The sequence below is a fragment of the Lachnospiraceae bacterium KGMB03038 genome (assembly GCA_007361935.1).
GTDB lineage: Bacteria > Bacillota > Clostridia > Lachnospirales > Lachnospiraceae > Massilistercora.
In genome coordinates, this window is record CP041667.1 from 1885367 (window position 1) to 1908761 (window position 23395).

32 protein-coding genes and 1 riboswitch are annotated in these 23395 nt (G+C 49.7%); of the genes, 6 read left to right on the forward strand and 26 right to left on the reverse strand.

Going from position 1 to position 23395, the window contains the following annotated elements; genetic code table 11:
• Nucleotides 1-301: 301 nt before the first annotated feature.
• The 15 genes from FND36_09010 to FND36_09080 all read right to left on the reverse strand — a co-directional run bounded on the left by FND36_09010 (nucleotide 302) and on the right by FND36_09080 (nucleotide 10304).
• Nucleotides 302-1204 carry a mechanosensitive ion channel family protein gene (locus tag FND36_09010; protein ID QDW74152.1) on the reverse strand — a complete coding sequence of 301 codons (903 nt, stop codon included), beginning with the start codon at nucleotides 1202-1204 and terminating at the stop codon, nucleotides 302-304.
• 2 nt (nucleotides 1205-1206) lie between these two features.
• Nucleotides 1207-2043 carry a peptidoglycan editing factor PgeF gene (gene pgeF, locus FND36_09015; protein QDW74153.1) on the reverse strand — a complete coding sequence of 279 codons (837 nt, stop codon included), beginning with the start codon at nucleotides 2041-2043 and terminating at the stop codon, nucleotides 1207-1209.
• A 15-nt stretch (nucleotides 2044-2058) separates the two neighbouring features.
• The gene (locus FND36_09020) at nucleotides 2059-2421 is read right to left on the reverse strand and encodes a YraN family protein (GenBank protein ID QDW74154.1); all 363 of its coding nucleotides are present in this window, start codon (nucleotides 2419-2421) and stop codon (nucleotides 2059-2061) included.
• Nucleotides 2422-2440: 19 nt separating this feature from the next.
• Nucleotides 2441-3106, reverse strand: a complete 666-nt coding sequence (locus FND36_09025) for a ribonuclease HII (protein QDW74155.1) — start codon at nucleotides 3104-3106, stop codon at nucleotides 2441-2443.
• Nucleotides 3099-3665: a signal peptidase I gene (gene lepB / locus FND36_09030; protein QDW74156.1), complete on the reverse strand. Its 567-nt coding sequence runs from the start codon at nucleotides 3663-3665 to the stop codon at nucleotides 3099-3101. Before lepB (FND36_09030) ends, FND36_09025 begins: the two co-directional genes overlap by 8 nt.
• Nucleotides 3666-3702: 37 nt before the next feature.
• Nucleotides 3703-4554 carry a ribosome biogenesis GTPase YlqF gene (gene ylqF / locus FND36_09035; GenBank protein ID QDW74157.1) on the reverse strand — a complete coding sequence of 284 codons (852 nt, stop codon included), beginning with the start codon at nucleotides 4552-4554 and terminating at the stop codon, nucleotides 3703-3705.
• A gap of 16 nt (nucleotides 4555-4570) precedes the next feature.
• On the reverse strand, nucleotides 4571-5170 hold the full coding sequence (gene lepB / locus FND36_09040) for a signal peptidase I (GenBank protein QDW74158.1): 600 nt from the start codon (nucleotides 5168-5170) through the stop codon (nucleotides 4571-4573).
• A 62-nt stretch (nucleotides 5171-5232) separates the two neighbouring features.
• A complete protein-coding gene (gene rplS, locus FND36_09045) occupies nucleotides 5233-5580 on the reverse strand; it encodes a 50S ribosomal protein L19 (protein ID QDW74159.1) in 348 nt (115 codons plus the stop codon).
• Between the two features lie 98 nt (nucleotides 5581-5678).
• Nucleotides 5679-6413, reverse strand: coding sequence for a tRNA (guanosine(37)-N1)-methyltransferase TrmD (gene trmD / locus FND36_09050; protein ID QDW74160.1), 735 nt, complete (start codon nucleotides 6411-6413; stop codon nucleotides 5679-5681).
• A 14-nt stretch (nucleotides 6414-6427) separates the two neighbouring features.
• Nucleotides 6428-6937 carry a 16S rRNA processing protein RimM gene (rimM, locus tag FND36_09055; protein QDW74161.1) on the reverse strand — a complete coding sequence of 170 codons (510 nt, stop codon included), beginning with the start codon at nucleotides 6935-6937 and terminating at the stop codon, nucleotides 6428-6430.
• Between the two features lie 73 nt (nucleotides 6938-7010).
• Nucleotides 7011-7241: a KH domain-containing protein gene (locus FND36_09060; GenBank protein ID QDW74162.1), complete on the reverse strand. Its 231-nt coding sequence runs from the start codon at nucleotides 7239-7241 to the stop codon at nucleotides 7011-7013.
• Between the two features lie 23 nt (nucleotides 7242-7264).
• Nucleotides 7265-7510: a 30S ribosomal protein S16 gene (rpsP, locus tag FND36_09065; GenBank protein ID QDW74163.1), complete on the reverse strand. Its 246-nt coding sequence runs from the start codon at nucleotides 7508-7510 to the stop codon at nucleotides 7265-7267.
• 69 nt (nucleotides 7511-7579) lie between these two features.
• The gene (locus FND36_09070; GenBank protein QDW74164.1) at nucleotides 7580-8941 is read right to left on the reverse strand and encodes a signal recognition particle protein; all 1362 of its coding nucleotides are present in this window, start codon (nucleotides 8939-8941) and stop codon (nucleotides 7580-7582) included.
• A 37-nt stretch (nucleotides 8942-8978) separates the two neighbouring features.
• Nucleotides 8979-9323 carry a DNA-binding protein gene (locus FND36_09075; GenBank protein QDW74165.1) on the reverse strand — a complete coding sequence of 115 codons (345 nt, stop codon included), beginning with the start codon at nucleotides 9321-9323 and terminating at the stop codon, nucleotides 8979-8981.
• 90 nt (nucleotides 9324-9413) lie between these two features.
• Entirely contained in the window at nucleotides 9414-10304 is an 891-nt protein-coding gene (locus tag FND36_09080; protein ID QDW74166.1) for a S8 family peptidase, read from the reverse strand.
• A 106-nt stretch (nucleotides 10305-10410) separates the two neighbouring features.
• On the opposite strand from FND36_09080, the gene FND36_09085 reads away from it, so the two are divergent.
• The 4 genes from FND36_09085 (at nucleotide 10411) to FND36_09100 (ending at nucleotide 12404) form a co-directional block, all read left to right on the forward strand.
• Nucleotides 10411-11046 carry a J domain-containing protein gene (locus FND36_09085; protein QDW74167.1) on the forward strand — a complete coding sequence of 212 codons (636 nt, stop codon included), beginning with the start codon at nucleotides 10411-10413 and terminating at the stop codon, nucleotides 11044-11046.
• A 74-nt stretch (nucleotides 11047-11120) separates the two neighbouring features.
• A complete protein-coding gene (locus FND36_09090) occupies nucleotides 11121-11348 on the forward strand; it encodes a chorion class high-cysteine HCB protein 13 (protein QDW74168.1) in 228 nt (75 codons plus the stop codon).
• 293 nt (nucleotides 11349-11641) lie between these two features.
• Complete coding sequence (locus FND36_09095) at nucleotides 11642-12136, forward strand: hypothetical protein (GenBank protein QDW74169.1); 495 nt, start codon at nucleotides 11642-11644, stop codon at nucleotides 12134-12136.
• On the forward strand, nucleotides 12129-12404 hold the full coding sequence (locus tag FND36_09100; protein ID QDW74170.1) for a hypothetical protein: 276 nt from the start codon (nucleotides 12129-12131) through the stop codon (nucleotides 12402-12404). The genes FND36_09095 and FND36_09100 overlap by 8 nt, the downstream gene beginning before the upstream one ends.
• Nucleotides 12405-12494: 90 nt before the next feature.
• Here FND36_09100 and FND36_09105 read toward each other — a convergent pair whose 3' ends face one another.
• Both FND36_09105 and FND36_09110 read right to left on the reverse strand, forming a co-directional pair.
• Nucleotides 12495-12971, reverse strand: coding sequence for an acyl-CoA thioesterase (locus tag FND36_09105; protein QDW74171.1), 477 nt, complete (start codon nucleotides 12969-12971; stop codon nucleotides 12495-12497).
• Complete coding sequence (locus FND36_09110) at nucleotides 12968-13474, reverse strand: hypothetical protein (GenBank protein ID QDW74172.1); 507 nt, start codon at nucleotides 13472-13474, stop codon at nucleotides 12968-12970. Before FND36_09110 ends, FND36_09105 begins: the two co-directional genes overlap by 4 nt.
• 191 nt (nucleotides 13475-13665) lie before the next feature.
• On the opposite strand from FND36_09110, the gene truA reads away from it, so the two are divergent.
• A complete protein-coding gene (gene truA / locus FND36_09115; GenBank protein ID QDW74173.1) occupies nucleotides 13666-14403 on the forward strand; it encodes a tRNA pseudouridine(38-40) synthase TruA in 738 nt (245 codons plus the stop codon).
• A gap of 46 nt (nucleotides 14404-14449) precedes the next feature.
• On the opposite strand, the gene FND36_09120 is transcribed toward truA, so the two are convergent.
• The 3 genes from FND36_09120 to FND36_09130 are packed head-to-tail and all read right to left on the reverse strand — an operon-like array spanning nucleotide 14450 to nucleotide 16758.
• Entirely contained in the window at nucleotides 14450-15472 is a 1023-nt protein-coding gene (locus FND36_09120) for a GNAT family N-acetyltransferase (GenBank protein QDW74174.1), read from the reverse strand.
• A gap of 8 nt (nucleotides 15473-15480) precedes the next feature.
• Nucleotides 15481-15885: a YjbQ family protein gene (locus FND36_09125; protein QDW74175.1), complete on the reverse strand. Its 405-nt coding sequence runs from the start codon at nucleotides 15883-15885 to the stop codon at nucleotides 15481-15483.
• 15 nt (nucleotides 15886-15900) lie between these two features.
• A complete protein-coding gene (locus FND36_09130) occupies nucleotides 15901-16758 on the reverse strand; it encodes a patatin family protein (GenBank protein ID QDW75594.1) in 858 nt (285 codons plus the stop codon).
• 148 nt (nucleotides 16759-16906) lie between these two features.
• Here FND36_09130 and FND36_09135 point away from each other — a divergent pair, with 148 nt between their 5' ends.
• The gene (locus FND36_09135; protein ID QDW74176.1) at nucleotides 16907-18541 is read left to right on the forward strand and encodes an ATP-binding cassette domain-containing protein; all 1635 of its coding nucleotides are present in this window, start codon (nucleotides 16907-16909) and stop codon (nucleotides 18539-18541) included.
• Nucleotides 18542-18543: 2 nt separating this feature from the next.
• On the opposite strand, the gene FND36_09140 is transcribed toward FND36_09135, so the two are convergent.
• The 6 genes from FND36_09140 to trpS all read right to left on the reverse strand — a co-directional run bounded on the left by FND36_09140 (nucleotide 18544) and on the right by trpS (nucleotide 23387).
• The gene (locus tag FND36_09140) at nucleotides 18544-19131 is read right to left on the reverse strand and encodes a thiamine phosphate synthase (GenBank protein ID QDW74177.1); all 588 of its coding nucleotides are present in this window, start codon (nucleotides 19129-19131) and stop codon (nucleotides 18544-18546) included.
• Nucleotides 19124-20341: a 2-iminoacetate synthase ThiH gene (gene thiH, locus FND36_09145; GenBank protein ID QDW74178.1), complete on the reverse strand. Its 1218-nt coding sequence runs from the start codon at nucleotides 20339-20341 to the stop codon at nucleotides 19124-19126. The genes FND36_09140 and thiH overlap by 8 nt, the downstream gene beginning before the upstream one ends.
• A 16-nt stretch (nucleotides 20342-20357) precedes the next feature.
• On the reverse strand, nucleotides 20358-21143 hold the full coding sequence (locus FND36_09150; protein QDW74179.1) for a thiazole synthase: 786 nt from the start codon (nucleotides 21141-21143) through the stop codon (nucleotides 20358-20360).
• Nucleotides 21144-21168: 25 nt separating this feature from the next.
• Nucleotides 21169-21822, reverse strand: a complete 654-nt coding sequence (gene thiF, locus FND36_09155; protein QDW74180.1) for a sulfur carrier protein ThiS adenylyltransferase ThiF — start codon at nucleotides 21820-21822, stop codon at nucleotides 21169-21171.
• A gap of 8 nt (nucleotides 21823-21830) precedes the next feature.
• Nucleotides 21831-22028 (reverse strand): sulfur carrier protein ThiS, encoded by a 198-nt coding sequence (gene thiS, locus FND36_09160; GenBank protein QDW74181.1) that lies wholly within the window; start codon nucleotides 22026-22028, stop codon nucleotides 21831-21833.
• A gap of 193 nt (nucleotides 22029-22221) precedes the next feature.
• Nucleotides 22222-22328, reverse strand: a riboswitch (TPP riboswitch).
• A gap of 54 nt (nucleotides 22329-22382) precedes the next feature.
• Nucleotides 22383-23387 carry a tryptophan--tRNA ligase gene (trpS, locus tag FND36_09165; GenBank protein ID QDW74182.1) on the reverse strand — a complete coding sequence of 335 codons (1005 nt, stop codon included), beginning with the start codon at nucleotides 23385-23387 and terminating at the stop codon, nucleotides 22383-22385.
• Nucleotides 23388-23395: the final 8 nt, after the last annotated feature.

Below are 23395 nucleotides of genomic sequence, written 5' to 3' on the forward strand. Positions count from 1 at the left end.
TCCGGTTTCACTCTCCAACCGGATACTCCTAAACTCTCCGCCTTCAAAAAAAGACAGATCCTCTCTTCCGTGATATAAAAAGACTACCCCCCCCCACAAAAATTCAGCACATTTGGGAGATTGATAGCCTCTTTAGTCAAAATCTTATGCAAATTGTATATGTCTTATTAATTATACCATTTAGAATATTCCATGTCAAACATGTCATGTCTATTTAGGTACACCCCCTTCGCCATTTTGGTACAGGGCAAAAGTTAATTGGGGACGTAGTAAAATGCAAAAATACTACGTCCCCAATTAACTAATCCGCTGTATGCACAACCACCTGCCGGTAAGGTATCTCAATCCCGTTTTCATCGAAGGTGAGCTTGATCTTCTCCAGCAGCCGCCACCGGGCGGGCCAGAATTCTTCGTTTTTCACCCAGGCTCTAGCTCCAAGGACCACGGCGCTCTCTCCCAAGCTGTCCACAAATACGCTGACATCTTCTTCTTTCAAAATGCTCGCGTCTTCCATCAGAAGCTGTTCGACCAGCATCTTGGCCTTCTTCAGATCGGCCTCATAGGAAATGTCTACTTTCAAATCCAGCCGGCGTTCTTCTTTTGCCGTAGCATTGGTCAGACTGTTGTTGGTCAGGATTCCGTTGGGAATCACGATCGTCTTGTTGTCAATAGTGCTCAGCTTCGTATAGAAGATCTGGATTTCCTTGACAGTTCCTTCGTTCTTGTTCGTATCCTCGATGATATAATCCCCTACCTCAAACGGCTTTAAGATCAGGATCAGCACGCCGCCCGCGAAGTTAGAAAGGCTTCCCTGCAGGGCAAGACCGATGGCTACCCCGCAGGATGCCACAGCAGCCGCCACAGTGGCCGTATCCAGTCCAAAGTTTGTCGCGATGGAAAAAAGCAGCAGGATATAAAGCACGAATTTCAACAGGGAATCTACAAACTGCCGCACTCCCTGGTCTGCCTTAGAACGCTCCAGGGATTTCCGCACTACTTTGCGCAGCCACTGGATCAAAAATCTTCCTATAAAAAAGACTACCAGGGCAAAAACCACTTTGAGCCCAAACTGAATCAAGGAAGGAAGCTGGTCCTGGATAAAGCCTGGAATCTGACCCACACTTTCCGCGGCTTCCTTTACCGTCTCCGTCCCTTCTGCCAGTTCCAAATTATTTTCTTCCGCACTTGCTAATAATGTCAGCATTTTTACTCCTTTAACGCAAGAAACGCGCTTAAATTTCCTCTTTTCTCCCCTTGTGCCCGGTGAGAAAACAAGATCTTCGGGTTGCAATGGGTACACAGATTAGTCACCGCGATCTGTTCTTTTGGAATTCCGGCTTCCATTAGCACCGCCTCGTTGGCCGCCCACAGATTCAATTGATACTTTCCATTCCCTTTCCGGTAGAACAGCCGGTCCCAAATCTTTTTGGCAAATGCTTTCTGGAATTCTGATATCACGTCTTCACTGACTTCATAGCAGTCCTGGCAGATCGAAGGTCCGATCGCGGCTGCTATATCTTTGGGATCGCTTCCGTATGCCTCCCGCATCTGTTCTACCGTCGCCCTGCCTATCTTTCCCACGGTCCCCCGCCATCCCGAATGACTGAGACCAATGGCTTTTTTCACCGGATCCACAAAATACAGCGGTACGCAGTCCGCGTAGAAGGTGACCAGACAGATACCCGGTACGTTGGTGACCATTCCATCTGTTTCCATGAACCGAGTTCCCCTGTCCTCTGCTTTCACCACCTCCACATTTGTGGTGTGGGTCTGATGGGTATAGGTCATGTCCTCTGGCTTCACTCCCAGGGCTTTGGCCATCCGCCGCTTATTCTCCTCCACCGCTTCCGGGTCATCTCCCCTGGTACTGCTCAGGTTCATGGACGCCCAAGGTCCCTGGCTTACGCCGCCAAGCCTGGTGGAAAACCCATGCCGTACGATTCCAGTCTGTTCCAGCAGGGGATAGGCCAGATAGGGAACTCCAAAGGCTTCTCTTTCTTCTAGAATTATTTCCTGATTTTTATAAACCAATCCTAATTGCATAGATTGTTTCCTCTTTTACTCTTGATAATCAAATGCGTTCTGGTAAAGCAGCGGCTCTCCCTCTTCCCCGCATATGCACACCACGTCAAACCGGCACGGCACATCCGTCAGATTCCTGCTTGTGAGATAATGGAGGGCGCACCGGGAGATTCTCTTTTGCTTCTTTTGATCCACCGCCTCAGAAGGATGACCGCTTCCTGTCCGGAAACGAAACTTAACTTCCACAAATACCAAAGTTTCTCCATCTTTTGCGATCAGATCGATCTCTCCCTGCCTGCTGCGGTAATTTATCTCCAGAATTTCATAACCCCGGCGCTTTAGACAGGCAGCCGCTTTCTGCTCATAGAACCTGCCTGTTTCTCGTTTGTTTTGTCTCATACACAGTCTCTTCTCCACTTTACCGGCGCACAAAGTTCTCGATAAAGCTCTGCCGGTGGATCGGAGTCGGCCCCAGGTTTTTCAGCGCCTGAATATGCTCCTTTGTACCATATCCTTTATGCTTTGCGAATCCATATCCTGGAAGAACCTGATCATACTCTTCCATCAGCCTGTCTCTGGTCACTTTTGCCACAATACTGGCCGCCGCAATGGAGATACTTTTCGCATCTCCCTTTATGATCGGTACCTGAGGGATCTCCACGCCCGGTATCGTAACCGCGTCGTTAAGCAGGATGTCCGGGTTCACAGCCAGCTTCCCCACCGCCTCCCGCATAGCCTCATAAGTAGCCTGAAGGATATTGATCTCATCGATCCTTGCCGGGGAGGCCATTCCAATCCCCACGGCCACCGCCTTTTCCATAATCTCATCATAAAGACTGTCCCTTTTCTTAGGTGACAGCTTCTTGGAATCATTGAGATACAGGATCGTCTCATCTTTAGGCAGAATCACAGCTCCCGCAACCACCGGGCCGGCCAAGGGGCCTCTTCCCGCTTCGTCAATCCCGCAGATATAGGAAGCCTCTTCATATTCCTTTTCATAAACGCTCATGGCGGCCAGACGCTCCAATTCTTTTTCGAGTTTCTCCTGCTGCCGCCGTTTCCGCTCTTCTTCCCGTTTATTCATGCTTGATGACTCCCATCTTGTCAAACGGATAGATTCGTACCCAGGCTTTTCCAACCAGTTCGTTCCTCTTCAGCACGCCAACGCTTGGATCCCGGCTGTCTGAGCTGTGGTTCCGGTTATCGCCCAGCACAAAATATTCATTTTCTCCCAAGGTGATCGGTTCCGCCGCCTCTCCAGCCGTTTCCATTGGCTCCAGCCCGTAAATGTCGCTGGTCAGCTGTTCTCCATTGATATAAACATAACCTCCGGATACTTGGACCGTCTCTCCCGGCAGCCCGATGATCCTTTTAATATAGTAAGTATTTTCCTCATAACGGTAGGGAAATACAACGATATCATAGCGGCGGGGATCCTGGAATCGATAAGAAATCTTATCCACGATCAGATTATCCCCATCACTCAGCGTTGTCTCCATAGAAGAACCGCTTACGCGCGTCCTCTGCCCCACATAAGTAATGATCAGGAAGCTGAGTCCCGCAATGATCAGTATGTATACGATCCAGCCAAAAAGCTCTTTCAAAACACTCCCCGACTGGCCTTTCCGTCTGCGTCTTGCCATAATCTTTTTCCGTCCCTTTCCTGAATCTTTTTCGATTCTACCACATTTCGTCTGGATATTCCAGTGTGATCCTTCCCAGTCTTCCGTCTCGGAAATCATCCAGCAGGAGCCTGGCCGCTTTTTCCGTATCCAGTTGGCCTCCCTTTCCGACACACTGTCGGTTCCTGGCGGTCTCCATCAGCAGTTCCATTCCCTTAAGCCCTTCTGTCAGCTGGTATTTTTCTTCCAGCGCTCCCGGATAGTGTTCCTGAAGGAATCCAGCCAATTCCAGCGCCAATTCCTCCTGGTTCAAGAGTTCGTCTTTGATGGAACCGATAAAAGCCAGCTGCCGTCCCACTTTCTGATCCTCGAATTTAGGCCAGAGTATGCCCGGCGTATCCAAAAGCTCCACCTGCTTATTTAGGCGGATCCACTGTTTTCCCTTTGTTACTCCCGGTTTGTTGCCGGTCTTGGCGCAGGCTTTTCCCGCCAGTGTATTGATAAATGTAGACTTCCCAACATTAGGGATCCCTACCACCATTGCCCGGACCGGACGGTTTAAAATCCCCCGTTTCCGGTCCCGTTCCATTTTTTCCCGGCAGGCAGATTGGATCACATTTTGGATGGATTTGATGCCTCCGCCTTTCTTGGAATTGACTTTGACCGCCTCAAATCCTTTTCTTTTAAAAAATTCGATCCAAGCATCGTTCCAGCGCTCTTCCGCAAGATCCGCCTTGTTTAAAAGCACCATCCTTGCTTTGTTTTTCGCCAGTTCATCAATGTCCGGATTCCTGCTGCTTTCCGGTACTCTGGCATCTAGAAGCTCAATGATCAGATCCACCAGCTTCAGGTTTTCCTGCATCATGCGCTTCGCTTTTGTCATATGTCCCGGATACCATTGAAAATGCATACTTTTGCTCCTTTATTTAAATCGGCCCGAAATTCTTCCATGGAGAAATGACAAACCAGGCTTTTCCATAAATATGGCTCCGTTTTACATTTCCCACGTCCGCGTTCCGGCTGTCCTCGCTGTTTTCCCTGTCATCGCCCAGCACGAAATATTCGTCTGAGCCAAGCGTCATCGGTTCTGATAAGATTCCCACATCATCAATATCTGAAGTCTTATAGTCTTCTTCGATCTTCTCTCCGTTGATATAGATCCGGTTCTCAATGATCTCCACCGTTTCTCCCGGAAGTCCGATGATCCGTTTGATATAATAATGGCTGTTCTCATTCCCCTTAGGCCGGAATACAATAATATCCCCCCGCTTAGGTGTGGTGGCGTTGTACACGATCCGATTGACAAGCACCACATCGCCATTTTCCAGTATCGGCTTCATAGAATCTCCCACAGTACTGACCCGCTGTCCAAAATACCACACCGCCACAAAGGCAAAAAGGCAGACGACGCCGATTTTGAAAGCCCACGCCCCAATCTGCGGAAGATATTCCAGATTCAAATGGAATCTCCTGGGTCTTCTCCTTCTTCTCCTTCTGCTAAAGCCAAGTTGGTTCCTTCTTTTCATAATGTCCTCTTATAAAGAAAAGGACAATCTACGCTCTGTAATTGTCCTTTTCCCAATTCCTCTTATTTTACTAATTCCTTTACCTTCGCTCTCTTTCCAACGCGGTTTCTTAAGTAGTTCAGTTTTGCTCTTCTTACCTTACCTCTTCTGACTACTTCTACCTTTTCTACATTTGGTGAGTGAAGCGGCCATGTCTTCTCTACGCCGATCCCGTTAGAATTCTTTCTTACGGTAAAGGTAGTTCTTGCTCCGCCGCCCTGTTTTTTAAGAACGGTTCCTTCGAAAACCTGGATTCTCTCACGGTTTCCCTCTTTGATCTTTCCATACACTTTTACTGTGTCGCCGACACAAAACTCCGGCGCGTTTTCCTTCAGCTGTTCAGCTTCCAGATTCTTGATAATTTCATTCATAATGTGTGACCTCCTTAATTCATCAGACGTTCTTAATACCATACGTACCAGAGGACCATCCATATTTCTTCACAACATGCTATATTTTAGCATACCCCTCACAAAAAAGCAAGGATTTCTTTCACCAGTTCCTGTTCTTCCTCTGTCAATTCTGCTTCTTCGAGAAGATCCGGCCGGTTCCTGGCCGTGCGCAGGACAGACTGTCTTCTCCTCCATTTCTCAATATTCGCGTGATGGCCGGACAGCAGCACTTCCGGCACCTGTTTCCCGTGCCATATCTCCGGGCGGGAATACTGAGGATATTCCAGCAGATGATCCTGAAAACTCTCAAATTCCGCGGAAACATCGTTATGCAGAACACCTGGCACAAGTCTGGATATGGCATCTACCATGATCATAGCAGGAAGTTCCCCTCCCGTCAGGATATAGTCTCCGATGGAAACATAGTCCGTCACAATTTCTTCTAATACTCTCTCGTCAATGCCTTCATAATGGCCGCACAAAAATACCAGTTCTTCCTCCTGGGCGAATTCTTCCGCCATTTTCTGATGGAAGGTCTGGCCTTGCGGCGACAGATATACGACTCTTGGCCGCTTTCCGATTTTTTCTTCCAGGGCATGATAGCACTGGTATACCGGTTCCGCCTGCATCAGCATCCCCGCGCCGCCGCCATAGGGATAGTCGTCCACACTGTTGTGCTTATTAAAGGCATAATCACGGATGTTTACCGCTTCTACACTGAGCAGGCCTTTCTGGATCGCCCGCCCTGTGATGCTGGTATTTAATCCGTTCATGACCATGTCCGGAAATAATGTCATAATATGAAAACGCATATTCTCCCGCTCCTTTATCCGATCAGTCCGTCCATAACACGGATCTTCATCCGGCCTTTCGGAATATCTACTTCCAGGATACATTCTTTGATAGCCGGAACCAGCACTTCTCCATGTTCCAGACTGTCGATCACATAGACGTCATTGGCCCCCGTCTGGATCACATCCTTCAGGGTGCCGAACCGGCGGCCGTCTTCTTCCGCCACTTCCATGCCAAGCATATCGGCGATAAAATATTCATCCTCTTCCAGCGGGACCGCATCTTTTCGTTCTATCAGAAGGGGACACCTGCGGTAGCGCTCCACATCGTTAATATTATCCAATCCCTTAAATTTCAGGATCACAAATTGTTTGAAAAATCGGACGTTCTGGACCTCCAATAGGATCTTCTCTTTCCCCGTATCCAGCAATACCTCCGTCAGATCCTGAAAACGAGCCGGATCATCTGTTGTTGGAAAAACTTTTACTTCTCCCCGGATCCCGTGGGTAGATGTGATCACTCCCACCTGAAATATCTCTTCCATATTTATCTCCTTCTATACAGAATCGGGACAGACCTGAATGCTTCAGGCCTGCCCCTCCATGAAGGGAACTCCCTTAATCCATAATGTCTACGATCACTTTCTTATCTTCTTTGGCTGCTGCCGCTTTGACCACCGCACGGATCGCCTTTGCGATACGCCCCTGTTTTCCAATGACTTTTCCCATATCAGAATCTGCCACCCGTACTTCCAGGATCGTGGTCTTCTTCTCTTCCCTCTCCGTCACTACAACGCTGTCAGGATCGTCCACCAAAGATTTCGCGATCACTTCCACCAGTTCTTTCATTTCGTACACCCCCAGGACTTTGCTTATTTCTCAATGCCTGCCGCCTTGAAAATCTTGCTGACCGTCTCTGTCGGCTGTGCACCTGTGTTCAGCCATTTCTTAGCTACTTCCTCGTCAACGGAAATCGCGCTCGGTTCACAGTTCGGATCGTAGATACCGATCTCATCGATGAATCTTCCGTCTCTTGGAGATCTGGAATCAGCCACTACGATTCTATAGAAAGGAGCCTTCTTCTGTCCCATTCTTCTCAATCTGATCTTTACTGCCATTTGTTTCACCTCCGTAAATTTCGTTTATTTTTTATGATATAAAACGCATAAATTATGCGGTATATCCTGTTAGAAAGGCATCCGGAATCGATTTTTCCTGCCGCCTTTTCCCAGCATTTTCATCATCTTCTTCATCTCAGCAAACTGTTTCACCATCCGGTTGACTTCGCTGATATCCACGCCCGCCCCTCTGGCGATGCGGTGTTTCCTGGACGGATTCAGAAGATCCGGATTCCTTCTCTCTTCTATCGTCATAGAGTAGATCATGGCTTCCATGCGGGCCATGCTCTTTTCCGCCTGGGCCGTCTGTTCTTCGGTGATCCCTTTCTTCCCAAGGCCGCCCATGCCTCCCATACCGCCAAGGCCCGGCATCATGCTCATGATACTGCCCAAACCGCCCATTTTCTTCATCTGCTTCATGCTCTCCAGGTAATCTTCAAAATCAAACTGGGCTTTCTTGAGCTTCTTGCTCATTTCCTTAGCTTTTTCTTCATCGATCTCAGCTTCCGCCTTCTCAATCAAGGTAAGTACATCGCCCATTCCCAAGATTCTGGAAGCCATTCGATCCGGGTGGAACTGTTCCAGGTCAGAAAGCTTCTCACCCATTCCAGCGTATAAGATCGGCTTGCCAGTCACCGCTTTTACAGACAAAGCCGCGCCGCCTCTGGTATCGCCGTCTAATTTTGTAATGATAACGCCGTCAACACCGGCCTTCTCATTAAATTCCTTTGCCACATTAACCGCGTCCTGGCCGGTCATGGCGTCGATCACCAAGATCGTCTGATGGACCGTCACTGCTTCTTTGATCTCCTGAAGCTCTTTCATCATATCTTCATCGATATGAAGCCGTCCGGCTGTATCCAAAATAATGATGTTGTTCCCGTTTTTCTGCGCGTGTTCCAGGGCCGCCTTAGCGATATTGGCAGGCTTATGGTTCTCTCCCATGGAGAAGACCTCCACCCCCTGCTTTTCCCCGTTGACCTGCAATTGTTTGATGGCTGCCGGACGGTAAACGTCGCAGGCTACCAAAAGGGGCTTTTTCCCTTTCAGTTTAAACTTGCCCGCCAGTTTGGCCGCGGTAGTGGTCTTACCAGCGCCTTGGAGTCCCGCCATCAGGATCACGGTAGCCGCGCTTCCCGGCTGGAGCTGGATCTCAGTCGTCTCAGATCCCATCAATTTGATCAGTTCTTCATTAACGATCTTGATCACCATCTGACCCGGATTCAGACCATTCATCACATCCTGGCCGACCGCCCGTTCCTGGACATTTTTGATAAAGTCCTTGACCACTTTGAAGTTGACGTCAGCGGCCAGAAGCGCTCGCTTGATCTCCTTCATGGCCTCCTTTACGTCGTCTTCTGTCAGCCGTCCCTTGCCTCTTAAGCTTTTAAATATATTCTGAAGTTTTTCTGTCAGACTGTCAAATGCCATTCCTATAACTCCTGTATCTTCTATATCTCCCGCGGCACTACAATTCCTCTATGATCTCTCCGGAAATGCGCCGGATCTCTTCCAGGGCTTTCCTGTCTTTCCCCGCCTCGTACCGATCCAGCAGTTCGTCAATCTGCTTCACCTTATTTTTTACCGCCAGGAACCGCTCTACCAGATGCAGCTTTCCCTCATAGCCATCCAGCGTCTGGGTACATCTGCGGATCAAATCGTGCACCCCTTGCCGGCTGATTCCGGCTTCCTTGGCGATCTCAGCAGAAGAAAGATCATCCAGGATAAATCTTCCGTAGATCTCTTTCTGGTGATCTGTGAGCAGTTCTCCATAAAAATCAAAAAGCAGCGCCTGCTTAAGAATCTCATTCATTCTTATCACCTGAGTGGTATCATACACGAAAAAGAATGGGGTGTCAAGTATTTTTTCTTGACAGCTTTTTTAATTGGGGCCGGGGGATTTTTAAAAATCCCCCGGCCCCAATAAACGTTCTACATCCAGAAGGCCCCATCCGTCTCCGCTTCCAGTCCTCCGGCAGCTTTCCCGCAGTTTTAGTTTTATTTCCACATTGCTCATGTCTGGATATTTGGACAGCAGCATAGCTCCCGCTCCCGCCACCACTGGAGTCGCCATGGAGGTTCCGCTTTTTACGATATAGGGCTTCCGGTTTCTCGCGGAAACCCGATTGCAGGATATGATCTGATAGCCCGGCGCCACCAGATCCGGCTTGACTACGCAGGCTTTTGTAGGCCCCCGCCCGGAACACTCTTGTCCTCTTGCTGTTTTTGCGTATGCCCCCACGGTGATCACTTTCCGGCTGTTGCCGGGTATGGCGATGGTTCCTTGCTCCGGCCCGTAATTTCCCGCGGACACCACCACTACTATTCCCGCGTCCCACAGCCGCTCGACCGCTTCCACCAGCCAGTTTTCTTTCTCTTCATTCAATCCCTCCCTGGCCCCGACAGAAATATTGACAACTTTTATGCCAAATCGGTTTCCATTTCGCATAAGCCAGCAGATTCCTTCCAGAATCTGCCTCATATTTCCCTCCCCTTTCTGATCCAGAACTTTAAGGATCACCAGTTTGGCCTCCGGCGCCATTCCCGCCAGGATCCCCCCGGACATCCGTCCGTCTCCGGCCAGTATCCCCGCCACATGAGTGCCGTGTCCGTTATCGTCATAAAGTTCCCTCCTTCCTCCCACAAAATCTTTGAACGCCAGGATCCTCCCCTTGAAATCCGGATGAGGAGCAATCCCGCTGTCTAAAACAGCCGCAGTCACATTCCGGCCCATACATCTCCCATTTCTTGTATCCGCGCACCAATATCGAACAGCTTGTTTTACTCGGTCCATGTTAGATCCTTTTTCTTATTAGAGTATTCTCCAATTGATTTCTTAGTGAATTTGTCGTAGAATAAATGTGTTTCTTAGGGACAATTGATAAGGGGAGATTCTAAATATGGAAGGGAAAACTTATTACGAGATTCTTGGGGTCTCTTCCAAAGCGACTCTGGAAGAGATCACCGCGGCCAAAAACCGGCTGGCCAAGCAGTACCATCCCGATGTGAATATGAAAAACGGCATCGACACCACGGCTCTTATGCAGGAAGTTCTGGAAGCCTACAGAGTCCTTTCTGATACAGCCGCAAGGGCGGATTACGACCGCAAAACAGCCGGGCGTCCTGCCGTCATGCAGACTTATGATCTGCACAGCGCATCTGCTTCTGAAAATCAGGAGGATCCCGCTTTCGTTACCTACTGGAAAGCTTCCAATGCGCTTTATGATATTGTAACAGAAAGCGATGCCCTCTTTCACCAGAAAGACGAGTCCAGCCGCATAGCCCAGCTTGCCATGCAGGCGCTCAAGCATATCATCACTCTGCGCGAGGGACAGATCCCTGAGCGCTACTGGCATCCGGACATTATGAACTGGCTGCTGTTTGCCTGGTATAAAAATCGGAATTTTACTACCACTTATCTTCTTACACTTTATGACGAACACCTCAAAACCGAAATCCCTGTGGTGGATAAGCTGAAACTAAAAAATAAATCCCTCCGCTATCAGCACTCGGTAAAAAGACTGATCAAATATTAGACCGCTTTTATTTCACACATCCTCCTCCCCCGCATATTATGTTACTGTAAATAACCTATATGGAGGACTTCAACATGAGCGATTTGAGTGCTACAAACTGTGGTTGCGGATGTGACGCCGCAAGAAGAGACGGCGGATGTTTCGGAAACAACAGCTGCCTGTGGATCATCCTTCTCCTGTGCTGCTGCGGCGGCTGCGGAAACGGCTTTGGCGGAAACGGAAATGACAGCTGCCTGTGGATCATCCTTCTCCTGTGCTGCTGCGGCGGCTTTGGCGGCGGATACAATGACTGCGGCTGCTAATCACGGATAAAAAGAACGGACGGAGTACATCACTCCGTCCGTTTTGCCCGATTCGCCTTTTGGTTCCCATTTTCTTTTTTTTTCTTCTCTTTTTCCTTTCGCCTTCTTTTCAGCATACAGTCCTCGTCAATCTCATAAACCGCATTTCCGTCAATGATCAATTTTCTGCGCATTCCAATGATTCCTTTCTTGAGAATTCTACCATATAATATATGAGTTTTCTTCCCCTTTGGTCATAACCAGCTTCTGCTGTGCATATATATTTACAACGTTATTTTAAGGAGTGTGCCTGGATGGAAGCAAGGCCCCCGAAACTGATGACCCCTTTCGACAGTCTCGTGATCTCTGATCCGCTCTACACGCTGAAACTGCTCCTTCCCTACACTCCGCCTTCTGCTCAGCGTATGCTGGCTGTCTATATCAAATTCCAGGAATTCCGCTATACATTGGAATATTTCTGGGGCTTTCCCCGACCAGGTTCTCCCGACCATCTCCTCCAGGACCTGAAGCCCTATATGACTCCCCAAGAGCGGGAAACCATGGAACAGATGGAAGGGATGCTGAATATGATGGAATTGATGCAGGAATTCCCCGTCCTTTCCGGGCAAGAGGAAGACGGCGCCGGATCCGGCGGCTTCCCTTCTTCCATCGATCTGATCAAACATATGCTGACCCCGGAACAGCAGGAACTTTTCCACACTTACAGCACTTTTTTTGACGATGCCCTGGCCTCTTCCCAGGGAGAAGACGCCAAAGGAAATAAAAAAGGAGGATCTGAACATGAATGAATGGATGAATCACCCGGCGATGGAGAATATCGATCCGATAAAACTCGAACTGATCAAAACAGCCGCAAAACAAACCCAGGGAAAAAGCGGCAATTCTCTGGCCCCGGTCATGATGGCCCTCATTACCAGCGCAAATAAAAAAGGAATCCGCTTCCAGCCAGAAGAGATCTCGCTGATCATGGATAGCCTAAAAGAAGGGAAAACAAAAGAAGAACAAGAACAGATCGACAGGATGATGCAGATGGTGAAAGCATATCTGAAACGGTAGGACCGGTCTTCAAAAGGCAGTTCCAGTTACCCGCCATGTTAAAGGCGATGGAAAATGGATCTGCCTTTGGTTTCTGCGTTGACGCAGGACTTAGAACCCTTCTTCCCGCCGCATCATGCGCACATCCCTGCGCTTTCTGGCTTTTTCCCACTCTTCCCGTTCTTCCTGGGTTTCCAGTTCCAGTTTTGGCACCGGCGTGGGCTTATCGTTTTGATCCAGGGCAACCATCGTGAAAAACGCGTGGTTGATCGGCGTCTTCACCCCGTCCAAATCTTCTACGTAAGTATCGACTTTAACTTCCATGGAAGTAGTTCCCACGTAAGTCACTTTACCAATGATCACGATCAAATCCCTCTGATATGCTCCCCGCAGAAACCTCAGATTGTCCACGGAAGCTGTGATCACATTCTGATGGGCATGGCGCTTTGCTACTACTCCCGCCACTTCATCGATCCACTGCATCAGGATTCCTCCAAAGAGGCGGCCTGCGGCGTTCAGATGATTGGGCCTTACAATATGCACCGTCTGAACAACGGATTCAGATACTTTTCTGCTGGTCACACTCATTTGTTCCACCTCACTTTATATGTTTGGGCAAGCCCCAGATAGAACTCCAGGGTCTCTTCCTCTTCACAGAAAATCGGAAAGTTTAATCCATAGTTTCCCCAGATGAGCGCCTTTTGATTCCCCGCATAAAAGCTGGAAAACAGCCACTCTGCCGCGGTGATCTCGTATAAGAAATCCAGCTCCTTTTCCGTCACCGGGTAAAAGATCCGGCCGCTTTCCGTATCCAGCGTCTCTAATCTCTCTCTTTGTTCCCCGGAAAGCCCGGCCCGGAACCGTTCCTGCTCCTGTCTGGGAAGTACGGGATAATAAAAATCCGCATACATCGCCCCTGGATTTCTCTGATATACCGCTCTCAAAAAATCTCTTAAGTCTTCTTTCCTCTGCGCTGAAAGAACCGCGCTTTGATATTTCTGAAACGCTTCCTGTACTGTATCCGCGTACAGACAGCCCGCGGAAAGCAGCGCTTCCTTTGCGACCGGCTTTCTTCTGGTCGGCTCTGCCATAACTTTTCTCCTCATTTTGGTCTAAACATTTCACATTTTCCGTGTCTATCTTACCACACCCCGTCCAGGAAGTCCATGTTTCCGTGATATCCCTATTTTTTGTAGAAATATCGTCCTTTCTGTGGTATCCTAGTTATATTGGCAGTTATGATACCTACGACTCTCTATTTAGGAAGGACAGGGAAATCTTTATGAGAAATATTAAACTTACCATAGAATATGACGGCAGCCGCTACCAGGGCTGGAGCCGTCTTGGCAAAAATGAATCCAACAACACCATATCCAACAAAATTCAGGAAGTGCTCCGGAAAATGACGGGAGAATTCCTGATCGAGCTTTCCTGCGGATGCCGGACCGAGGTTGGCGTCCATGCCTACGCCCAGGTCGTCAATTTTAAAACGGAGAGCGACATAGAGACTCAGGAGATCAAACACTATCTCAACCGGTATCTTCCCATGGACATCGCCATTACCGATGTAGAAGAAGTGCCGGAGCGTTTCCACGCGCAGTTAAACGCGGTCTCCCAGACATATGTGTACCGCATGACCATCGCCGATGTGCCAAGCGTTTTTGACCGCAGACACACCTTCCACTGTTTCAAAGTACCTGATAAAAAGGCGATGCAGCAGGCCGCCATGCTTTTGATCGGGACCCATGATTTCAAGAATTTTTCCGCTTCTAAATCCAGCAAATCTACCGTGCGGGAAATCTTGGATATTGATATATATGGAGACGAAGAGGAAATGCAGATCCTGATCTGCGCGGACAACTTCCTTCATAATATGGCCAGGATGATCATCGGAACCCTTCTGGACATCGGCTTTGGAAGCCGCAGAAAGGAAGAAATCGAAGAAATCTTTGAAGGCGCCAGCGCTTCCAGCGCCCCCTGTGATCCAAAGGGTCTGTATCTGCAGGAAGTCCGGTATTAAACCGGACTTCCTGCTTTTTTCTTTATTCTTCTTTTGCCTATAACCTCTAGTCTCTTGGTTTTTCCATCACAGAATCCAGCTTTTCCTGATTCCGGACAAAGCCATATCTATGATAGAACTCCTTCGCATCTGTAGTATGCAGAACCCCGTGGAGTCCTTTCATATCTTCCATGATCCGATCCATCAGCATGGTGCCAAGCCCCTGATGCCGGTATGGCTCATCGATGATCACGTCCATCAGATAAAAGGTTGTCGCATGATCCGTGATCACTCTGGCATATCCAACCATATAATCCGCTTCATCGTAAACCCCATAGCAGAGAGAATGTTCCATGGCCTTTCGGATCATTTCCTTTGGTCTGTCTTTGGCCCAGTAGGACTGGCGCAGCAAAGCGGCCGCCCGTTCCAGGCTCAGTTTCTTTGGATCTTTACTGACATAATATCCCTTTCGCGGTTTCTCTTTTGCTGTCTCTTTCTCAATCTTTCTCATGGTTTCTTCTCTTACTGCCTCCCTTAGCCGCGCAAGATAGGGAATTTTCTTTGCCTCTTCTGTCCCATAGGTCAGCTGCAGATCATACTCCAGAGGAAGCCAGGTGCCGATCTTGGACTCGTTGTGCTGGATCACCGCCTCTATCTTGTCCAGCGCCTTGGCCGTTTTTCCTTCCAGAGTCTTTGCTTTTTCAAACTCAAGGAGCCGGTCCTGAAGTTCTCTTCCTTTAGCCTCCGGAAGAAGAGCCGCCAGCCTTTTTACCGCCTCTTGTTCCTTTTCCTCATGGGATTTATGTTTCTCAAAGGCAGGGATATCCCCGGTCATCGCCTCGCCAAGATCGTGGAGCAGGCCAAGTTCCATCAGACGCTCTATATCCACAGCCGGCAATTCTTCCTTAAGAAGCCAGACCGCGAGGCAAAGCCTCCAGCAATGTTCCGCAACGCTCTCCCTTCGATCGGAAGAAGTCCAGGCATGCCGTGGGATACACTTCAATCGTTCCGCTTCGTGCATAAATGTTAGAAACTGCGCCTCACTGATCCTCTCCTTGCAGTCTTTCCTCTCTTCGCCCTCGTATTCCATCGCGCGGCCTACCCTTCCAGGATCTTTACGAAGAAACGGCGGTTCCTCGGACCGTCAAATTCGCAGAAATAAACATCCTGCCAGATTCCCAGGACCAATTTCCCTTCTTCCAGGATCAGTGTCTGGGAGGGCCCCACACAGGTTGTCTTCAGATGGGCGTGGGAATTTCCTTCCATATGCTGATAGTAGGATCTGCGGGTGGGGAAGGATTCTTCCAGTCCGCAGAGCATATCGTGGACCACGTCTGGATCCGCGTTTTCATTGATGGTAAATCCCGCCGTAGTATGAGGGGAGTATACAACTACAATCCCATTTTTCACTCCGCTTTTTGCGATATCCTCCCGGATCATCCCGGTCACTTTCGTCATCTGCTGCGGGCTTCCGGTAGATATTTTGTGTTCAAACAGATTCATCTCTCATCCTCCTAGCTATGCTTCCAGATATTTAAGCAGTTCATTATACTGCTTTTTCATCAGCCGGTATCCGTGTTCATAAAAGTGCATCAGAGCATCGTAATTTTTCTCCAGTCTGGAAACCGTAGGGATCAGCGGCCGCAGTACGAAGATTTTCCCCTCGTCCTCCAGCTTCTCGATCAAATTCATCTGCCGGTTGTAAATATAGTTTCTCTGAATGGTCACCGACACCAGATTTGGGTATTTCCTGTATGCTCTTCGATACAAATTGGCCAATCCTTTGGATGTGGGTTTCTTCCGATATCCCGGATTCCGGGTCAGGATCAGCACGATCTTGTCATTGCCGATTTCCATCGCCCGCTCAACAGGGATAGAATCTGCCAGACCTCCGTCCAGATACGGCGTCCCGTCAATATTGACCATAGGCGCCAAAAGGGGCATACTGCTGGACGCCCTGCACAGCTTCATCAGCATATCCCGGTCATGGTCTTCCGTCCGATACTCCGCTCTTCCTGTCACACAGTTTGTGATCACAATCTCGCACTCCATCTCCGATGCAAAATAAGTGTCAAAATCAAAAGGAAAGATCTCGTTGGGATAACGGTCAAACACCATATCCATATCCAGCACGCTTTTTTCTTTGATAAAATCTCTCAGTCCATGATAGTAATTATATTCCTTATCTTTCTGGATCATGCAGTCCCTGGTCCTCCCCGGCTGCTTCGACACATAATCCACGCCGTTGCAGGATCCGGCGGACACCCCGATCACATGAGACAGATATAAATCTTTCTCCATCAGATAATCCAGGACGCCGGAAGTAAACACGCCTCTCGTGGCTCCTCCTTCCAGTACCATTGTTCCAGTCACCATATTCATACCTCCCTTCCTTACCTGTTATTATATACCCATTTTCCAAATTGGCAAACATCTCTTGCCATTTCCAGACGGATTTGTTAAGATAGGCGTTGAATGCAACAGTATTGTTTATTTGGAAGTTCAATAAGGAGTCGTAAGCATTATGATAAGTACAAGCAATATTACTTTACGTGTAGGGAAAAAAGCTTTATTTGAAGATGTAAATATCAAATTTACGGAAGGGAACTGCTATGGGCTGATCGGCGCGAACGGCGCCGGAAAGTCTACCTTCTTAAAAATCCTCTCCGGCCAGCTGGAGCCTACCAAGGGCGAAGTCTCCATCACCCCCGGAGAACGTCTTTCCTTCCTCCAGCAGGACCATTTCCAGTATGACGGATATCCGGTGCTGGATACGGTCATGATGGGCAATGCCAGACTGTATGAGATCATGAAAGAAAAAGAAGTGATCTATGCCAAAGAAGATTTTACCGATGAGGACGGCATCAAAGCCAGTGAACTGGAAGCCGAGTTCGCTTCTATGAACGGCTGGGAAGCTGAGTCTGACGCCGCTTCTTTGCTGAACGGCCTTGGAATTGGAACTGAACTGCACTATGAGATGATGAAGAATCTGGATGGTCCCCAGAAGGTAAAGGTACTCCTTGCCCAGGCTCTCTTTGGCAATCCTGATATCCTGCTTCTGGACGAGCCTACCAACCACCTGGACTTAGACGCCATTGCCTGGCTGGAAGAATTTCTGATCAACTTTGACAACACAGTGATCGTGGTCTCCCACGACCGTTATTTCCTGAATAAAGTCTGCACGCAGATCGCGGACATTGACTACGGCAAGATCAAACTGTATGCGGGAAACTATGATTTCTGGTATGAATCCAGCCAGCTTCTGATCCGTCAGATGAAGGAAGCCAACAAGAAAAAGGAAGAAAAGATCAAAGAGCTGCAGGAATTCATTTCCCGGTTCAGCGCCAACGCTTCCAAGTCCCGGCAGGCTACTTCCAGGAAACGCGCCCTGGAGAAGATCCAGTTGGACGAGATCCAGCCTTCCAGCCGGAAATATCCTTATATTGATTTCCGTCCCAACCGGGAGATTGGAAATGAAGTGCTGACGGTGGAGGGACTTTCCAAAACGATCAATGGGGAAAAGGTGTTGGACAATCTTTCCTTTACCCTTAACCGGGAAGACAAAGTCGCCTTTGTAGGCGGAAATGAGCTGGCCAAGACCACCCTCTTCCAGATCCTTTCCGGTGAGATGGAGCCGGATGAAGGAACCTATAAGTGGGGCATCACCACATCCCAAGCTTATTTCCCCTTAGATCCCGGCGACGAATTCGACAACGACTATACCATTGTAGAATGGCTGACCCAGTATTCTGAAGAAAAGGACGTGACCTATGTCCGTGGATTCCTGGGCCGTATGCTCTTCTCCGGCGAGGATGGGGTAAAGAAGGTCAAAGTTCTGTCCGGCGGGGAGAAGGTCCGCTGCCTTCTGTCCAAAATGATGATCTCCGGGGCAAACGTGCTCATCTTAGACGAGCCTACCAACCACCTGGATATGGAATCCATCACAGCCTTAAACAACGGACTGATCAAGTTCCCAGGCGTGATCCTCTTTAGTTCCAGAGACCACCAGATCGTACAGACCACCGCCAACCGGATCATGGAGATCGTGCCCGGCGGAAAATTGATCGACAAGATCACCACCTACGACGAGTATCTGGAAAGCGACGAAATGGCCAGAAAACGTCAGACTTACTCCGTCAACCAGGAGGAAGACGATTAAAACTAAATCTCCATCATCCCCGACATGATGCAGGCGCCGGCCGCTCCGCAGGAGCAGACCTCTTCCACCTGCCCTGTGCCTGGATGGATGCCTCCGATGCCATAGACTGGGATCGGAACGGCCTGGCAGATTTCCCGAAGGAACGAAATTCCTCTGGGCGCCAGGCCTTTTTTACAGTCTGTCACATAGACGTGTCCTGCCGTCAGGCAGTCCGCGCCCAGCCTCACCGCTTCCAAGGCTTCTTCCAGGGAATGGATGGAAGTCCCGATCTGGTCAAAATCTTCTCTCAGGGATGGCTCTCCTTCCAGGCTGCGAAGCAGAGCCAGAGGCAGGTGGATCCGCCGTACCCCCGCCTGCCGCGCCGCTTCCAGATAGGTATGATAAATACAAGGCACCCCATAAGATTCACAGATTGTCTTTACCCTTCCCGCAAGATCCGCGTATACTTCTTCCGGCAGGTCTTTTTCCCTTACGATCACCGCCGCCGGCCTCAGACGACAGATCCGTTTCATCTGCTCTTCATAGGGACGGCTGGTAAGGCGCCGGTTGGTCACCGCCGTCACACGTCCCCAGTCTTCCCGCCTACACATAGAGATACTCCGCCATGACTGGCTGCAGATGCTGAGCTTCCAGAGCCTGGTAGACCTGTTCTACCGTCCGGCCGTCCGCGATCTCAAACTGCTCGTCTCCCTTATCCGCCACTTCTTCTCCATGTTCTCCGATTCCGGTACTGACTCCCGCCGAGATCTTCGTCGCCGCGATCTTCACCAGATTATCCCGGACTCTCTCACATTCCCGGCTGGAAATGGTGATGCTGGCAAAGGGCATAAACAGCCGGTAGGCGCACACCACTTGGAGAAGCTGGGCCTCGTGGACGTCCATTGGATTGATCTTGTCGTTGTTGATGATGGGCCTTAAGCGGGGACAGGAAAAGGCGATCTCCCCGTGAGGATATTTCTTCTGCAGCAAATAGGCGTGTACCGCGGTGGCAAAGGCGTCCCTGCGGAAATCGTCCAGTCCCAGAAGCGCCGCGAAGCCTACTCCCCGCATCCCCCCTTTCAAAGCCCGTTCCTGAGCGTTGAACCGGTAAGGGAAGATCCGTTTATGTCCGGCCAGGTGCAGGGTCTCGTATTTGTCTGAGTTATAAGTTTCCTGGAACACCGTTACATAATCTGCCCCGCAGGCGTGAAGATAGGCGTACTCATCGGAATTCATGGGATAGACCTCCAATCCGATGACCCGGAAATACTTCCTTGCGATCTGGCAGGCTCTTCCTATATATTCTACCGTAGACTTTTTCCTGCTCTCCCCGGTCAGAAGCAGCACCTCCTGCAGTCCCGTCTTTGCGATAGCCTCGAACTCTCTTTCGATCTCCTCTTCGTTAAGCTGTGCCCGGCGGATCTTATTATGACAGTTAAACCCACAGTAAATGCAGTAATTCTCACAGTAGTTGGCAAGATATACCGGGGTAAACATATTCACCGAGTTTCCGAAATGTCTGCGCGTCTCCCCCTGGGCCGCCTGGGCAATCTCTTCCAGAAGAGGCAGGGCCGCTGGCGACAGGAGGGCTTTCAGATCTTCCAAAGAACGGTGGTCTTTCGCCAAAGCTCTCCTTATATCCGACTCTTTATAAATCTCTGGATCGTATTCCTCCATCTTGCGGATCACTTGATCCATGACCTGGGAGCCGATGTCTTCCATATCCGGCAGATAGGTCATGTGGTCGATCCGGTTTTCTTTTTGATGTTCCCGGATCTCTTCATTTAAAATACTTTCATTGATATGCTCTTGTCTACTCATGCCGTTCTCCTTCTTCTCAGTCTCTCAGGTATCCGGTCAGCGGAGAGGACGCGCTTCCTCCATGGCTTCTTACGCTTCCCATTCCGGCCAGGTAGGCCGCTCTTCCTGCTTCTACCGCAAGTCCCATAGCTTTCGCCATAACTTTTACATCCCCGGATGTTGCGATCGCTGTATTTGCCATAACAGCCGCCGCTCCCATTTCCATCGCTTCACAGGCCTGGGAAGGTTTGCCGATTCCCGCGTCTACGATCACTGGCAGATCGATCTCGTCGATCAGGATCTGGATAAATTCTTTGGTGCACAGACCCTTATTGGAACCGATGGGCGCTCCCAACGGCATGATGCAGGCCGCTCCCGCCTCCGCCATATCCCTTGCGGCGTTCAAGTCCGGATACATATACGGCATGGCCACAAAACCCTCTTTGTTCAAGATCTCCACCGCTTTAATGGTTTCCTGGTTGTCTGGAAGCAGGTATTTGGTATCCCGCATGATCTCGATCTTGATCAGATCGCTTCCGCAGACCTCTCTGGACAGTCTGGCGATCCGCACTGCTTCCTCCGCGTTCCTGGCCCCGGAGGTATTGGGAAGCAGGGCTACTTCCTTTGGAATATAGTCCAAAATGTTGGCGGCTCCTCCTTCATTTGCCCGGCGAAGCGCCATGGTCACGATCTGGGCGCCTGCGTTCTCCACTGCCGCCTGGATCAAATCCAAGGAATATTTCCCAGATCCCAAGATAAACCGGGAGGTAAATTCGTGTGTACCAAGTTTCCATGTGTCTTTCTTTTGTTCCATATGTTTCATCCTTTCCTTCTTTCCTTCTTTCCTTCTATTCTTCTCCCAGGATCAGCCGTACTACCAGATTGGCCTGGTGGGCCGCGCACAAGGCCACTCTTGGCGCCATCAGCCCTCTCCCCGCCTCTGCCTCTGTCTTCTCGTCTCCGCAGAGATAGAAATGAGACGTGACTCTCCTGGTATGGATCTCATTGCTGTCCCCGAAACCTGCCATTCCGCTGGCAGCCACCAGATATTTCTCCGGGAACTCCTCCAGCACCGCCTGGGCCAGCATGGCTTTCTGTTCCGGCACATCGAAAGCCTCGCAGATATACTCTTCCTTCCAAAGCAGCTCCTTTACATTATCCCTGGTCACCCGCAGGCAGTGGGTCTCGATATCCAGGTACGGATTGATCCGCTCCAGGGTCTCCGCAAGGGCGTCCGTCTTATAACGGCCGATCTGGTCTATAAAATATTGCTGCCGGTTCAGATTCGTCAGGTCCACTTGATCAAAATCTATCAAATGGAGCCGTCCCACGCCGATCCTGGCAAGGGAAACGGCAATGTTGGAACCCAGACCGCCCAGGCCTGCCACCGCGACGGAAGCCTTGGAAAGCTTCTCCTGTACTTCCTTGGTATGCCGCAGGCAGAGCGCCTGGCTGATGGCTTCTTTCGCAGGCTGTCCTGTTGCTGCTCTTTCTTTTTGCATGTCTTTCTTTAGCCTCCTCCTACAAAATTCACCACTTCCAAAGTGTCTCCATCCTCAAGCAGGGTATCCCCGTAGGTACGCTTCGGCACAATGGCGCCGTTTCTCTCTACCGCGATCCGGTCCATGCGGTACCCGTTTCTCTCCAGATAGGCCTGGATGGTAAGTCCTTCCTCGTATGGCTCTTCTGCTCCATTTACACGGATCATGCTCACACCTCCTTCCTTCTATAAAAAAAGGTTCATGAAACAATACACCCGCGGTGGTGCACCCCTTCATGAACCTTTTCGTTCACTCTCAACTGTTCTCAAGATTCTGTTTTCCATACGGCTAAGCCCGGATGTACCGGTTTTGTCTGCCGCCTTCATGAAAATAGAAACGGGAAATGGTCAATGCCATTTCCCGCAATTTTCTCATCTTTCCCTACGTTGGCATTATCCAAATCAGGTTTCCGGGTCGAAACTTCCAGTTTCCTCTCAGCCTGTCACACAAGCTCCCCTGTTCTATTTCCATGTTCTACTATAAAAGCTTTTCCGCGGATTGTCAATAGGTTTTAGAGCAACTTACCGGATGCGCTCCGGGAAGCCTACCTTTTTCTGAACTTTCCGCAGAGTCTTGTTGGCAAAATATCCTGCCTTTTCCGCGTTTGTCTTGATAATGCCGTCCAGATAGGCTTTATCCTTCTCCAATCTTGCCGCCTCGTCCTGCAGCGGCTTAAGGATCGCCACAACCGCTTCGCCTACCGCGATCTTAAAATCGCCGTAGCCTTTTCCGTCGAACTCTTTCACCGTCTCTTCCGGCGTCTTTCCGGTGCAGGCGCTGTAGATGTCGATCAGGTTCTTTACGCCAGGCTGTTCATCCCGGTACAGGATCTGGCCTTCGGAGTCTGTGACCGCCCGTTTGCATTTGCGCATGATGGTGTCCGGATCGTCCAGCAGATAGATACTGGCGTTGGGGTTCTCGTCGGACTTGGACATTTTCTTCGCCGGGTCCTGCAGACTCATGATCCTGGCTCCTACTTTTCCATAATAGCCCTCCGGTATGGTAAAGACATTCCCATAAATGTTATTAAACCGCTCGGCAATGTCTCTGGTGATCTCCAGATGCTGTTTCTGGTCGTTTCCTACAGGGACCACGTCCGCCTGATACAGCAGGATATCCGCCGCCATCAACACCGGGTAGGTAAAAAGTCCCGCATTGATGTTGTCTGCGTGTTTGGCGGATTTATCCTTAAACTGGGTCATCCGGTTCAGTTCACCCATGTAAGTAAAACAGTTCAGGATCCAAGCCAGCTCCGCGTGAGCCGACACATGGGACTGATAATAGATGCAGTTTTTCTCCGGGTCAAGTCCCGCCGCGATATAGAGGGTCAAAAGAGCGCGGGCCCGCTTGCGCAGCACAGCCGGATCCTGACGGACCGTAATCGAGTGCATATCTACCACGCTGTAGAAACATTCATACTCATCGCTCAAAGTCACCCAGTTTTTCAAGGCCCCCAGATAATTCCCAAGGGTCAGGTTGCCAGTGGCCTGCATACCGCTGAATAATACTTTTTTGTCGTTGATCATAGTTCTAT